11 protein-coding genes, 1 pseudogene and 1 other annotated feature are annotated in these 14,294 nt (G+C 40.8%); of the genes and pseudogenes, 5 read left to right on the top strand and 7 right to left on the bottom strand.

The annotated features are described in order from the left end of the window. Positions 1 to 4 precede the first annotated feature (4 nt). From ACNAN0_RS05320 to ACNAN0_RS05305, 4 genes are all read right to left on the bottom strand, one after another. Entirely contained in the window at positions 5 to 658 is a 654-nt protein-coding gene (locus ACNAN0_RS05320; protein ID WP_416354075.1) for a hypothetical protein, read from the bottom strand. 265 nt (positions 659 to 923) lie between these two features. Then, entirely contained in the window at positions 924 to 1,763 is an 840-nt protein-coding gene (locus ACNAN0_RS05315; protein WP_416354074.1) for an aldo/keto reductase, read from the bottom strand. A 125-nt stretch (positions 1,764 to 1,888) separates the two neighbouring features. Continuing rightward, positions 1,889 to 3,082: a DUF2075 domain-containing protein gene (locus tag ACNAN0_RS05310; protein ID WP_416354073.1), complete on the bottom strand. Its 1,194-nt coding sequence runs from the start codon at positions 3,080 to 3,082 to the stop codon at positions 1,889 to 1,891. 191 nt (positions 3,083 to 3,273) lie between these two features. After that, positions 3,274 to 3,621: a hypothetical protein gene (locus ACNAN0_RS05305; protein ID WP_416354072.1), complete on the bottom strand. Its 348-nt coding sequence runs from the start codon at positions 3,619 to 3,621 to the stop codon at positions 3,274 to 3,276. 177 nt (positions 3,622 to 3,798) lie between these two features. Further along, positions 3,799 to 4,055, top strand: a binding site (T-box leader). 49 nt (positions 4,056 to 4,104) lie between these two features. Here ACNAN0_RS05305 and ACNAN0_RS05300 point away from each other — a divergent pair. The 5 genes and pseudogenes from ACNAN0_RS05300 (at position 4,105) to ltrA (ending at position 11,408) form a co-directional block, all read left to right on the top strand. Continuing rightward, entirely contained in the window at positions 4,105 to 5,736 is a 1,632-nt protein-coding gene (locus ACNAN0_RS05300; RefSeq protein ID WP_416354071.1) for a peptide ABC transporter substrate-binding protein, read from the top strand. A 21-nt stretch (positions 5,737 to 5,757) separates the two neighbouring features. Then, positions 5,758 to 7,014 carry a peptidase T gene (gene pepT, locus ACNAN0_RS05295; protein ID WP_416354070.1) on the top strand — a complete coding sequence of 419 codons (1,257 nt, stop codon included), beginning with the start codon at positions 5,758 to 5,760 and terminating at the stop codon, positions 7,012 to 7,014. A gap of 56 nt (positions 7,015 to 7,070) precedes the next feature. Next, positions 7,071 to 8,711, top strand: a complete 1,641-nt coding sequence (locus ACNAN0_RS05290) for a peptide ABC transporter substrate-binding protein (RefSeq protein ID WP_416354069.1) — start codon at positions 7,071 to 7,073, stop codon at positions 8,709 to 8,711. A 16-nt stretch (positions 8,712 to 8,727) separates the two neighbouring features. Further along, a complete protein-coding gene (locus ACNAN0_RS05285; protein ID WP_230914625.1) occupies positions 8,728 to 9,465 on the top strand; it encodes a gamma-glutamyl-gamma-aminobutyrate hydrolase family protein in 738 nt (245 codons plus the stop codon). Positions 9,466 to 10,017: 552 nt separating this feature from the next. Beyond that, a pseudogene (ltrA, locus tag ACNAN0_RS05280) lies at positions 10,018 to 11,408 on the top strand (group II intron reverse transcriptase/maturase). A 69-nt stretch (positions 11,409 to 11,477) separates the two neighbouring features. On the opposite strand, the gene ACNAN0_RS05275 reads toward ltrA, so the two are convergent. From ACNAN0_RS05275 to ACNAN0_RS05265, 3 genes are all read right to left on the bottom strand, one after another. Beyond that, positions 11,478 to 12,422 carry a mechanosensitive ion channel domain-containing protein gene (locus ACNAN0_RS05275; protein ID WP_230914626.1) on the bottom strand — a complete coding sequence of 315 codons (945 nt, stop codon included), beginning with the start codon at positions 12,420 to 12,422 and terminating at the stop codon, positions 11,478 to 11,480. An 89-nt stretch (positions 12,423 to 12,511) separates the two neighbouring features. Beyond that, the gene (locus ACNAN0_RS05270) at positions 12,512 to 13,513 is read right to left on the bottom strand and encodes a uroporphyrinogen decarboxylase (protein WP_416354068.1); all 1,002 of its coding nucleotides are present in this window, start codon (positions 13,511 to 13,513) and stop codon (positions 12,512 to 12,514) included. 21 nt (positions 13,514 to 13,534) lie between these two features. After that, entirely contained in the window at positions 13,535 to 14,284 is a 750-nt protein-coding gene (locus ACNAN0_RS05265; RefSeq protein ID WP_416354067.1) for an SDR family NAD(P)-dependent oxidoreductase, read from the bottom strand. Between the last annotated feature and the right edge of the window lie 10 nt (positions 14,285 to 14,294).

Below are 14,294 nucleotides of genomic sequence, written 5' to 3'. Positions count from 1 at the left end.
GAATTTACGCTATTTTTTTTTTACGATAAACAAAAGTCAAAGCTGTTGGTCGAAATTCATAAGATGGGATGCTTAACTCAATATTGACTGCTGGTACTTGGCGGTTAGCATCATCAGGATCAGTCATGGTCGTCTTCGTAATTATGGATTTTTGCGTATCATTGGGCATGAAACGCTGAGTCGTATAAACGCCATTGATATCGTCACTATAACGATTGATTTGTGACAATACATAGGTTCCATTATCATCCGCTGAACCTTTGTCTGTTGAATCTTTTGTATAATTGATGATTACTGGATTATTATGTACTCCCATTAAACCGCCGGCTACATCATACATTGGCTTTGCTGGTTTCAAGGCCTTGCCATTTTCATCAACATAATTCACCATTATTGTAAGGCCACCGTTATGTTTGCTACTATCATCGTCTGCGGATTGAAATAGCAGTGGCTTTTGGACGCTACGTTGACTATTGTTACGCGTCCTCGATACAGCAGATAAGGCAACCGTATTCATGCGCAGCAATTGGCTGATACTATTATTCAATTGACTGGGCTGCATAGAAGCCGCCGTTACAAAGCCGCTATTTTGAAATAATAACCATAAACAAAAACTGAAAAAGAAACATAACCCTAGGCCCTTTTTGATTTGTGCCATTGAATAAATCATATTATATTCACAATTTATAATAATAATTTAAATTATACTATTAGGATTATTCTAGCACTTATCCTGAAGCACAACGCTCATTTTTCCATTGCGCCGTTTATAGTTAAGCTTGAGAAAGATAGTTTTCATAAGTATCTTGAATCATTAAAGCGTACATAAATAATAGGCCCCAAAACAAAGTATTGGCTTTGTCTCGGGGCCCATTTGTCATCTTCTTAATACAAGCTTAGGACTTAAAGTATCATTTCATTAATTAAAACTCTTCATAATAAGCCGGATCTTGATCACGGATACGACCATCTGCACGAGTCATATTATTAATTGCCGCCATATCCTCAGGCGCTAATTCAAAATCAAAAATAGACATATTTTCATATTGACGGCTTGCATGGGTCGATTTTGGTATTGGCATGACGCCTAACTGGGTTTGCCAACGCAAGATGATTTGTCCCGGCCCTTTATGATATTTTTCGGCTAAATTCTTAATAATTGGATCCTGCATGACGTTGTTTGATGTTGCGCGTCCTAAGGGACTCCAGGCCTGGGTTAAAATATGATGTGCCGCATCATAAGCTCGTTGATCAGCTTGATTAAAATAAGGATGGAGCTCAACTTGATTGATCACGGGTTGCACGCCGGTTGCTTTTGTAATCTTATCGATGTGTTCTGGTAAAAAGTTCGAAACCCCAATGGCGCGAATTAAGCCCCACTTTTGCGCATCGACCAATGCTTGCCATGCTTCTTCATAAAGTCCAGTTTTGGGATTAGGCCAGTGGATCAAATAGAGATCAAAATAGTCTAATCCAGCTCGAAATAAGGATTCTTGAATGGTTGTAATGGCTTCATCATAATGTTGATGCCGGCCAGGTAACTTAGACTGAACCAAAATATCTGCCCGTGGAATTCCGCTTCGGCGAATTGCCGCGCCAACAGTCCCTTCATTTTCATAATTTACAGCCGCATCTAAAAACCGATAGCCCATATTCAATGCTGACACAATGGCATTGACGCCAGTTGCCCCCTTTAATTTATACGTACCAAAGCCGACTTGTGGCACGTATAAACCATCAGCCAGTTTAAAAGTTGGAATCATAAAAAATTACCTCCTACAACTTATTTATAGTCTTATCATAAAATAGTGCTTCATTTATTACCAGCTGAGTGCCCAGCTCTCCGAATCACCGCAAAGGCCTCTCTCTTTTACGGCACAACGAATGACTATTGTGCCTGTTGCCAAAGGGCCTGACGTAAAATTGGATCAACGGCATACAAATATAAACCATATCGACCCCGTTTTAATAGGACATTGATCGAATTTAAGATAATTTGTACCTTGGCTGCGGCGATATCCGTCAAATCGTGTCGCTTTTTAAAAGCTTCAGAATCTTGATATTGATCCGCTTTAATCTTGATGCGCCCTGCCACTGGATCGTAAGTGACAGACGGGCCTAAAATCACACCGGCATAATTCAAATCAAATCCCTGAATCGTATAAATAGAGCCCACTTCATGAATGGTTTCTGGGCGCATGGCCCAAGGTACCTCAGAGCGATTGATCTTATCCCAAGGTAATCGTAATTTACCAGCTGTCACAAACCAATCGCCACCGCTTAACTTATAAGGAAAATCAGCCGTTGCGATCATGCGAGATAGCCCTACTGCTTTATTTTTTTGTTGTAACCGCTGATAAAGTGGCACCCCATCTTGGAAAATACGAAAATCAAACTTTGAAAGTTTCGGTAACGGTGCAATGGTCCGTTTTTGTGTGAATTGGTCGATCCAATCAATCATTGCTTGATTTGTGACGCGCATTTGCTGTTTTAAATGATAAATTTCATGAGGATACGCAGACAACTGCGCCTTGATCATTTGCTTGTTCCAGTAACTCTTTAGTTTGAGTACCTGATGCAGATCAAAGACAAGAATAACGACTTTACTAGATTTAATAATCTCTGCAAGCTGATTCTGCTGATTAAAGTGATTATAACGGTCACTTTGGGTTAATAATAAATGTGCTTCATCAACAAATACGATATCCGCCTTTTCGGCATTTTTGCGCTGCTGATTAATGAATGTGGTCGGCTTTTGAAAATCTTTCTTATAAAGTTCAGTTGTCTGACCTGCCAAGTACTGATAAATTTTCAACATTTCGGGATGATTAACTAATAGTGAATTTTTTGTACCAAAAAGTTGACTAGCTTGATTCAAACGGCTCTCTCGCTGGATGTGGCAAAAGATTTCATTAATTAAGGCACTTTTACCCGTCCCAGCATCGCCCTCGATTACAAAAAGATGTGTTTGCGATTTATGCAGGTTAGTCATGATAAACTTTAGTAATCGATTCTGAAGTTGCTGCTGTTCTGCATTCAATTGCGTCGTGCTATCAAGTAAAAATGTGCCTTTAGTCTGCATCTAATCCCCTTCAATCTCAAAAAATCAAGTTAGCTATCAAACTAACATTCCATGCATACTCATTATAACTAGTACCATTACCCTTGAAAACCAAAAATAAAGTTCTGTGCTCAGGCAAAAAAATAAGCGTACCAGTTAAAAGTCAGTTCTAACTTCCAGCTCATACGCCTACTAGTCTTATCTTTTGAAATTTAACGGCCAAAAATTTGGTCAGTCTCAGTTAAATTACCCTCACTATCAAGATACAGTGCCAGAAAGTCATGATAAATGACAATGGTATCTACGGCGAGGTCTTCAATATAATTGCCACGCTGTCCGGTGTTGATTGTACGTATCATCGCTGCAATTTTCTTGCCGTTTGTTTGAACAAAAGCCTGGATTGCTTCAGTATCAGGTTGATCTTTTTCACCGGCCGATCCTAAATACTTAACGTAAGCCGTTTTTTTGATGGAATCTAACAATTGAAACTCATAATCCGCTCCGTCTTGCCACTTGCACAGGTCAATGTTGCGAATACCTTGTTTATCGATAATTGCCATAGTCGAACCTCCTAATATTCAAATATAATTAAATTTTATCATTGTTAAGCTGAAATTATATTTATTTTGTCTTGGCTGCGGCCATCCCAATCTGTTTCCAATTTTCATCGAACAAGCAAATAAAAAACGGCTTGACATTTAAACCACAATCGTCAATACTAAGGGACATAAAATAATAAAAAAATGATATAAAGATGAGTAAATTGCTAAGTCTTTTAGAGAATTACTGGTTGGTGAAAAGTAATAGATAAGGCAATTGAAGTATGGTCTTTAAAGTATTGGAACAATGAGCCTAGGGTCAGTTGTTTCTGGGAACGCCCATTATTGCGTCAGCATATCGCTTGAACTGTCACAGTTCTGAGCCGTATGTGTTAAGGAATGCAAGTCATTGTATTTAAATATCGGGTGGTACCACGACTATCATCGTCCCGTGAGTTCTTTTTGAGCTCACGGGATTTTTTTATCATTTTTTAGGAGGAAATCATGAAAAAAGCATTAATTTTACCGTTGAGTTGTTTCATTTTAGGCACAACATTGCTTGGCAGCGGCTTAAGTCAGCCGCAAGCGACTCAAGCAACCGCAAAACAGGTCTTGAATTGGACGGAAAGTAACGAATTAGCCACAGCAGACATCTCTAAAGCAACGGATACTTTAAGCTTCAATGTTTTATTAAATACCCAAGAGGGTTTGTATCGATTAGATAAAAATGGCACCCCTCAACCTGCATTAGCTACCAAAACTGAGCTTTCTAAAGATGGCTTGACTTATAAATTCACTTTACGAAAAGATGCCAAGTGGCAAAATGGTGATCCCGTCACGGCAAAAGACTTTGTCTATTCCTGGCAACGGACAGTCGATCCTAAAACCACCTCTCAAGATGCGTTTTATCTTTTTCAAGTCAAAAATGCCAAGGCAATCAATGCCGGCAAATTAAATCCAGATCAACTTGGGATCAAAGCAGACGATGATTATCATCTGACGGTTACTTTAGAGCGGCCCGTTTCATATTTTAAAAAACTACTGGCGTGGCCCCTATTCTTCCCTCAAAATCAAAAAGCGGTGGCAAAATATGGCCAGGCTTATGGCACTGAGGCCAATAAAACTGATAATAACGGGCCTTATACATTAACTAAGTGGAATGGTTCTTCGGACTCTTGGACTTTGGTTAAAAACAAAAATTATTGGGATCAAAAACACGTTAAATTAAATAAGATCAATGAATTAGTTGTGAAAGACCCACAAACTGGATTGAATTTATACCAAAGCCACAAAGTTGATGAAACGGTGCTTTCGGGCGAACAAGTACCAAATTTCAAAACTAATAAGGATTTTGTAAAACGAGAGGCTTCAAATCTGTTGTACTTAAATCTCAATCAAAATAAAGTTAAAGCCTTCAAGAATCAAAACGTTAGACGTGCGTTTTCCTTAGCAATTAATCGCAAACAATTAGTCAACAATGTTCTTCAAGATGGTTCACAAACACCGAAGGGCTTTACGCCCGTTGGTCTAGGCAAAGATCCACAAAATGGTCATGATTTTGCCAAAGAAACTGAAGTTAAAACAGCGGTTACAAGCAATCTTAAAACAGCGAGAGCCTTGATAAAAAAAGGCCTTGCCGCAACACATACAAAATCTTTGTCATTAACCTTAGTGACCGATGACACCCAAAATGCGAAACGCACTGCGGAGTACGTTCAAAATGCCTTAGAAAAATTGCCGCACGTTAAAGTTGCCATCCATACTTTGCCAAAAGTTCAACGGCTGACACTGCAGCAAAAAGGCAATTATCAATTAATTCTTACTGGTTGGCAGTCTGTTTTTGCGGACCCCGTTAATTTCTTAGATATTTGGACATCCGATTCCAGCTACAACACTTCTGGTTGGCACAACACCAAATTCGACCAAGCTATCGCTGATGCTGAAGGCAAATACGCCAATGAACCGGTCAAACGCTGGCAAGCATTGCAAAACGCGGAAAAAGAATTATTGACTGATCAAGGGACGATTCCACTGTATCAGCAAACCACCGCTCAGTTATTGCAACCGAAAGTCAAAGGCATTGTTTATAATGGCTCTGGCGTCCCTTACGATTGGAAAACTGCTTATATTAAATAATAAAAATTTTGAGGTGATCACTTGAACTATCGCATTGACACACAGCAGCTTTATACGGATTTTAAGCAATATGTACAGATCGATACCGAATCTAATGACCAGGTTGCCATTGATACCGTACCGAGTACTCCAGGCCAAACAGAATTAGCTAAAGTCCTCGTGCATCAATTAACTACGCTTGGTTTGCGTGAGGTCAAGTTAAACGCGAACAATGGCTTCGTCACTGCGCTATTACCGGCAACCGACTCTGCGCCAATTGCAACAATTGGATTCATTGCCCATTTGGATACTGCCCCAGATTTTACCGGCCATCAGGTTTCGCCCCAAGTACATCCAAATTATGATGGTCAGCCGATCCACTTTAAGAACGGTTTGGTCCTCGCACCGGATCAATTTCCAAACTTAAAGCATTATCTTGGTCAAACACTGATCACCAGTGATGGTACAACTTTGCTGGGCGTGGATGACAAAGCAGGCATTGCCGCTATTGTCAATGCTTTGCGCTTTTTAGTGGCTCATCCGGAACTAAAACACGGACCTGTGAAAGTTGCTTTTGGGCCCGATGAAGAGATTGGCCGCGGAGCTGATCGTTTTGACGTAGCTGATTTCAACGCTAAATTTGCTTACACACTGGATAATGGGCTTGTAGGTGAGATTGAGTACGAAACCTTTAATGCGGCACAAGCCATCATTAACATTACCGGTACCAGCGTGCATCCTGGTGAAGCTAAAGGGAAACTAGTCAATGCCATTACGATTGCCGAACAAATTGACCAAGCATTGCCAGCTAATGATCGGCCTGAATATGCTGAGGGTCATCAAGGTTTTTATCTGCTGCACCATTTTGAAGGTAATGTTGACCATGCTCAATTGACCTACATCATTCGTGACTTTGACAAAATTGCTTTTGAAACACGCAAGCAGCGTTTAAAAAATATCGTGACTCATCTGAATGAAGCCTTCCCTGAGCCTAGAATCAAATTAAAATTAACAGACCAATACTACAATATGGCGGATATTATCAATCAAGATCCCTATCCGATCGAGTTGGCAAAACAAGCTCTAAAAAACTTACACATTCAACCCTTTGTTCGTCCCTTCCGTGGTGGTACGGATGGTTCCAAACTCACTTATTTAGGTCTGCCTACACCCAACTTATTTAATGGCGGTGAAAATTTCCATGGGCCTTATGAATTTGTCACTTTAGAAGCAATGAGTCAGACTGTCGCAACTGTTTTAGAAATTATAGCGGTACATGACAAATCAGTAGACAATTAGACCATTAAAAAGTAAACTAAAGTAAACTATGGACATTAAAAAAAGGGGGAAGTATTTTGAGGAATAGACCAATGACTTGGGCTGAACGTCAGGTTTTAATTAGATTCGCAATATTTAGCCTCATTTTTGCACTAGTTTTACCATTATTTCATATTGCGCCCGTTAAAGCAGCTAGTCAGAAAACCTTTGAAGCAGCCACCAGCCAAAATTTAGATACCTTAGATCCAGCTGCTTACACCGGAACAACGAGTTCTGAAACGATTCAACAAATTAATGAGGGGCTGTATCGTTATAATGCCAAAAATAAAATTGTCCCTGGCATGGTGACAGGAACGCCAAAGGTCAATAAAGCTAAAACAGTCTATACCTTTACCTTGCGCAAAGCTAAATGGCAAAATGGGCAAGCAGTGACCGCTCAGGATTTTGTTTATGGCATCCGTCGTAAAGTTTCACCGAAATATGCTTCAAGTATGAGCGATATTCTGAAGAATGGTAAGGCAGTTCGGCTCAATCAAAAACCAGCTACAGCTTTGGGTGTGAAAGCAATCAATGCACATACGTTACAAATCACTTTGGAACACCCGGTACCCTATATCAAACAATTTTTTACGAACTCACACTTTATGCCGGTCAACGAAAAGTTTGCCAAAAAAGTTGGTAAAAAATTTGGCACGGCAGCCAAGTATACTTTGAGTAATGGACCATTTATACTTAAAGGTTGGAACGGTACTAATGATAGTTGGGTACTGCAAAAGAGCCCAACTTATTACGACAAGCAGGCAATCAAGATCAATAAAGTCAATGTCCAAGTCGTCAAAGAAACCAGCACGGCTATGAATTTATTTGATGATGGTGAACTCGATTACACGACAATTCCAGATAATAACGTGCAGAAATATCAACACTCAAAATATTTGCATCAGACAACTACGCCGACGATTGGTTATTTATCCATGAATATTCAGCGTACCAAAACTGCCAATAGCCACTTGCGCCGTGCTTTGGCTTTAGCAGTAGACAAAAAGAAATTGACTCATAATCTTTTACAGGATGGCAGTCAGCCGTTAAATGGGCTTATTCCTACTGGCCTAGCAACCGATCCAAGTAATGGCAAAGATTATCGCCAAGAAACCGGACAATTGCTTACTTATGATCCTAAGCAAGCTAAATCCGAATGGCGAAAAGCTCAATCAGAATTAAAAACCAAGCATATTGCTTTAGAATTGCTTTCAGCAGATACTTCACAAGCTAAAAGCATTGCAGAATTTTTGCAATCTCAATTACAGAACCATCTACAAGGCTTGACGATCAATGTCAAAGCAATTCCAGTGGCTCAGCGCATTCAGTTTGAACAAGACGGCAATTACGATTTAGCGTTTGGTACTTATGTCCCTGACTATGCGGATCCAATGGCTTTGCTGTTCATGTACGGGAGTGATCAAAAATTAAACTTTTCTCACTACAAGAATCAAAGCTATGATACTTACCTCGATAATATCAACGGCAAATATGCTGCCGATTCAGCTCAGAGGTTCAAAACCATGCAGTCCGCTGAAAAACAATTGCTCGATGATGCCGCAACCGCTCCAATTTATCAAGCTGGTTTTTCCTACCTATTGAGTAATCGATTCAATGGGTTTGGCGTGACGCCGTTTGGTCAATGGGCTCAATTCAGATATCTCACCCCCAAAAAATAGGAGTTTTGAATAATATATGAAACCAAAAATCGCGATCATTGCTAATCAGTATGAATTTGCTGAAAAAGTCTTTCACAATCATCCAGCTTCCTACGTGCCTCAGTTTTACATTGATGTCATCAATCAAGTTGGTGGACTCCCTTATCTTTTACCACTTACGAATCCAGACGATGTTGCCGATTATGTGCCAAGCTTTGATGGTTTCCTATTAACCGGTGGGCAAGGCGTTTCTCCGTTTCTCTATGGTGAAGCCCCCCTGCCTAAAATGGGCATGACCAGTTTGAAGCGTGATACATTTGAAATCAATCTGATTCAAGCAGTTCAACTAACCAATAAACCCTTATTAGGAATTTGCCGCGGATTTCAAGTTCTAAATGTGGCGCTAGGTGGTACGCTATATCAAGATTTGAGTTACCGAGAAGCGCCCACCTTGAAACATATGCAAATTCCAACGGATGATACACAACCTTCACACTACGTCTTACAAGACAAGCCTTCTTTCTTAAAGCATGTTTTTGGTGATAAGGTCCTGGTTAATTCCTTACACAGCCAAGGTATCAAACAACTTGCTGCAAATTTAGAAGCAATCTCCGTCAGTACCGATGGCGTGATTGAAGGTTTTCAAAGCCTGGATGCCCAGCATCAGTTTTTCGGCGTGGAATGGCATCCCGAAATGCTATTAGGTTATGACCAGCGTAACCAAGAGATTTTCCGACAGCTAATCATACAAGCCACAAAAGCAGCGAGTGCTTAAAAATCGTATCTAGCTGGCAGTGATTTTATCTAAAAGTTTGTATCCATTTGTGCACCAGTAAAGAAAGACCCACAGAAATTAGACTAAAACTCTAATTCTGTGGGTCTTTTTTAGTGCGCCCGGCATGGGCGCTAACTTGGTGGTGAAAGTCCACTATAGACCGTAGTAGTCGGAACTATTCAGTTGAGGACAAGGGTGTCCACCGTGAGGTGGAATCTGAAGGAAGTCTAAAGCAAAGTGCTGAACCAATGAACAAGAAGTGGCTATAAGGCTGTTTGCAGTGGATAAGGTTGCTAAACAAACTGAAGTCCCATACTACTCGAAACTGTACGCAGTAAAGCCAATGGTTACATGGCACGAAAGTTAGCGTTCTTACCCGGGGAGGTCTGTATCATACGTTCCCGACAAGAGAAACGGAAAGTTTCACAGGTACAAACTAGGCAGTGATGTCTAGCTGAATGATACAGAAGTCAGCCGAGGCCATAATAGTTGTCCTTTGGACAACGAAGGGCCGAACTTTAACAATTCTCGTCAAAATTGGAGGTAGAAATCATGCAACAATCGCAGAAAACAGAACCATGTTCTGGTCACCGGCGAATGGTAGACCTGGAAGGTCAAGAGCAACCCGGGGCGCGTAGTGTGATTTCCGGTGAAGATAAGATGTGGAATGGCGTTTCATTTCAAGATTTAGTTTTGTCCGAGATAATTTGAATCAAGCTTACCTTAAAGTCAGAAGCAACAAGGGTGCGGCGGGTATTGACGGTCTAACTGTCGATGAGCTGTTGCCTTATCTGAAACAACATCGTGATGAGCTAATCGCATCACTGCGTGATGGCAGCTATCAACCATTACCAGTTAAACGAGTCGAGATTCCAAAACCAGATGGTTCCAAACGCAAACTGGGATCCCGACGGTGGTCGATCGACTTGTTCAGCAAGCAGTCGCTCAAGTGATGTCGCCAAGGTTTGAAAAGATATTCTCGGATAGCAGTTTTGGTTTCCGACCCAATCGAAGTGCTCATGATGCCATCAAACGGGTCATAGCGCTGTATGACCAAGGTTATCACTATGTGATCGACCTTGACCTTAAGGCATATTTCGACACGGTCAATCATGATCTACTGATGAAATTTGTCGGCCAATATATCGATGATCCCTGGCTATTAAGACTTATTCGTAAGTTCTTAACGAGTGGGGTTATGAATGGTGGTCTGTTTGAGAAATCAGCTCAAGGCACGCCGCAAGGTGGAAATATCTCGCCATTATTGGCGAATATCTACCTTAATGAGTTGGATAAGCTGCTCATGGCCAGAGGCCATCAGTTTGTGCGCTATGCGGATGATTGTAATATCTACGTCAAAAGTAAGCGCGCAGGCTACCGCGTACTGGCCAATGTGACCAAGTTCTTGGAGAAAGACTTGAAGCTAACAGTCAACCAAAAGAAAACTCATGTCGGTCGCCCTTAAGATTGAAATTTTTAGGGTTCACTTTAGGTGTGAGTAAAGGCAAAGCATATGCCCGGCCGCACAAAGTTGCCAAAGAACGTATCAAACAGGCCCTAAAGCTAATCACCAAACGGAACCGCGGTGTTAGTCTAGACACTGTCCTTAAAGAGATCAAGCGTAAAATGCGAGGCTGGTTACGATACTATAGTATTGGCCGCATGAAGGGCTTTCTTAAAGCGCTAGACACATGGTTGCGCACGAGGATCCGGCAGTATATCTGGAAATCATGGAAGAAAATCAAAACGAAGTTCCGAAATCTTAGAAAGTTAGGGAATCGGTGTCAGAAGCACGCGTATTTTCTAATACCCGTAAAGGGTATTGGCATACTGCACATACCGGTGTACTGAAATATACTCTAACAAACGAAAGACTGGAACGCCGTGGACTTATCAATCTGTCCACAACGTACCAGTCTATTCAGAAACGCTTAAGTTATTGAACCGCCGTATACGGAACCGTACGTACGGTGGTGTGAGAGGCCGACCCGTTAGGGTCTCCTACTCGATTCTCATTCTTGATTTTGACTTCGTTCTGGTTTAAATGTCGTTAAGTACCAAACGTCTCCAGCCATTCGAATATTCTGATGATTCTTAAAGGCCATTAAAATTTTCTGATTAAGTTCGGTTATTACTTTAGTACCTTCTTTGTAATGGACAATAAATCGCACTTTTAAGACGATACCTTTTTCCTTAACAGTCACAACAGTTTCTGGATTAGGTTGTCCATCAAATAGTGCTAACTGTTTTAATGTTCTTGTCTTGCTTTTTTCATCTGCTAAAAATCGTTTGACAAAAGTTTGATAATTCTCATTAGCAAGCTCTTTTATGATGGTCAATGCTTGCTCCCAATCACTATCGAAAGTCACCAAATAGCTGAGTTCTTTCCACAAAAAGGGCGTCATATTCGCATAGTTATAAATTGGTTTGGTGAGAATATCACGATTGGGGATCTTGATCGTTCTTCCAGTAGGTGCATCTTCTTCAAACCAATTACTCAATTCCATTAATGTAAAATACAAAGGTTTAATACCGATGACTTCACCTTTAATGCCACCCATTTCAATGCGATCATATAAACGAAAATGATGCTTATAAACAATTAAAAACCAACCCACCAGATTACTAAACAAGCCCTTAACCGATATTGTGAGGACCACCACAATAAGTATAGCAATGATCAAAAATGTATCTAAAGCATTGAGCCAAACCCAAATTAAAGCAATACTGAATATCAGTCGCAACAAATTGGTACTAATGCCATGCACGGCATTAAGAATCTTGATATTATCAATCAACCGCGGCCATAACTTTGTTAATAACCGTTCACACAAAAACCAAATAAAAATCAATATAACAGAAAGTACAAGCTTCCCGCTCAATTCACCAGAATTATTAATATTCTGAATAACTTTATGACTAACCGCATCAATCACTTTGTTAACTTCTGTCTGCACCATTATCACCTACTTATCTTAATCGTATCACAACTAAAATAACTAGATGATTCTAATCAACACTACAACCTTTCCTTGGTTAGGTCCCTTTAACTATTAGCTGCTTGGGAGACCCACTGGCCGTGACGGTCATCTTGATCAAAAGGCACACTGCAATCAGCACCTAAAAGAATCCCTTGTCGACCATTTTTAGAAAGCAGACGTTGCGTTTCCGCCACAATTTCAGCGCGCGTCCCTCGATAAAAGACGCCCTGCTCTGTATTGTCAAAACCACCTAAAACCGTCCGACCGCCGAAAAGCTGTTTGCCTTCAGCTAACGTCACATGCGCCACATAGGTCGCAAAATTAACTGCCTTAAAAGGATACCCGCGATAATCTGCTAAGTAATTGTGAGCACCAGCAAAACCACAAATATGTAGTATATTTCCATCGTTGGCAGTCTGAGCAGCACGTAACAGCTTCATTTCGCTAGGAACCACATACTGTTGCCATAAAGCCAAATCAACGGTTGGATCTTGGGGCTGCTGCACACATAAGTAAATTCCTAAAATACCCGTTTGATCAATTAAACGGGTGACTAATTCACTCAGATCATCTGCCAAACGATCCAATGTTCGCCCGAATAACTCAGATTCTGCCTTTAGAAAACGATATATTTTTTGATCATCGCCATCTATGATTTCAAATCGTAAACGTAATTGATACCAGGGCGAAAAAATATTATAAAAACTGCCAATCACGTTACCATAATGAGCAACGATTTTTTTCAAGGCTTCAATTTGACGCTGAAACCAGCGATCAGTTGGCGCTACCGGTTCAATGTGATTCAAATCCGTCACTTGCTGTAATGGCAGATCCAACAAACTGGGTAATAGAAAGAAATTATCACTCATAATTTTCGTATAGTCGGGCTGATACTGATCAAAAAATTGCTGTTGTAATGTGACGACTTTTTGAATGCTATCCAAATTACGGTACCCAAAGACTTGCTGCTTTGTATCCGCGAGATAATGGTGCCAAAAACCCGCTAGGATTTGATCCGTTGGCTGATTTGCTAAGGTTGCTAATAAAACATCCTTTTTAGTTGTCATCAGAATCCACCTCCTAATTTATCAAGCCAAACGCCAGCCACCATTGACGTGAATATTTTGTCCAGTAATATAAGTCGCGCCTTTTGAAAATAAAAACGCGATTGGTGCGGCAACTTCATTGGCATCGGCCGCACGCCCTAACGGAACTTTTGCTTGGTATTTGGCTAAGTTTTCCTGAATGCGTGTATGGGTCATTTCTGTATCCGTCACACCTGGCACAATCGCATTCACACGTACCTGGTACTTCGCACTTTCAATTGCTAGTGTCTTGGTTAAACTAGTCACGGCACCCTTAGAGGCTGAGTAAGCACTATAACCTTGGATACCATCAAAAGCATCCACAGAAGTGATATTGACGATACTACCTGATTTTTGCGCGTATAGATGTGGTAAAAGCGCCAACGTTGGGTACAGCGTGCCAAAAAAATTAACCCGCATGATTGCTTCCCAGGTGGGATCATCATAATCAGTCACGTCGGTAACACTGAATATACCGGCCGAATTGACCAAACCATAAATGGGCCCGAAATGGGTAATAATCTGCGTAATGATTTGCTTAACAGCAGCTTTATCAGTTAACTCAACTTGATAAGTCTGACTGGTAATGGCTTCATTCACTGCCACTGTCTCTTGCTGAACCTTTGCTAAACGTGTGGCATCACGACCAAATAAATGGAGGTCAAAGCCTTGCTTAGCTAATTCAATTGCAGTCGCCCGACCGATACCACTACTGGCACCGGTAATAATGATAGCTTCATTTTGTGTGGCCATTTATCTATGC

Source organism: Agrilactobacillus fermenti, from assembly GCF_047943045.1.
GTDB classification, from domain to species: domain Bacteria; phylum Bacillota; class Bacilli; order Lactobacillales; family Lactobacillaceae; genus Agrilactobacillus; species Agrilactobacillus fermenti.
The sequence above is the reverse complement of the archived record's forward strand: the minus strand, read 5'-3'. Positions and strand labels throughout refer to the sequence as shown.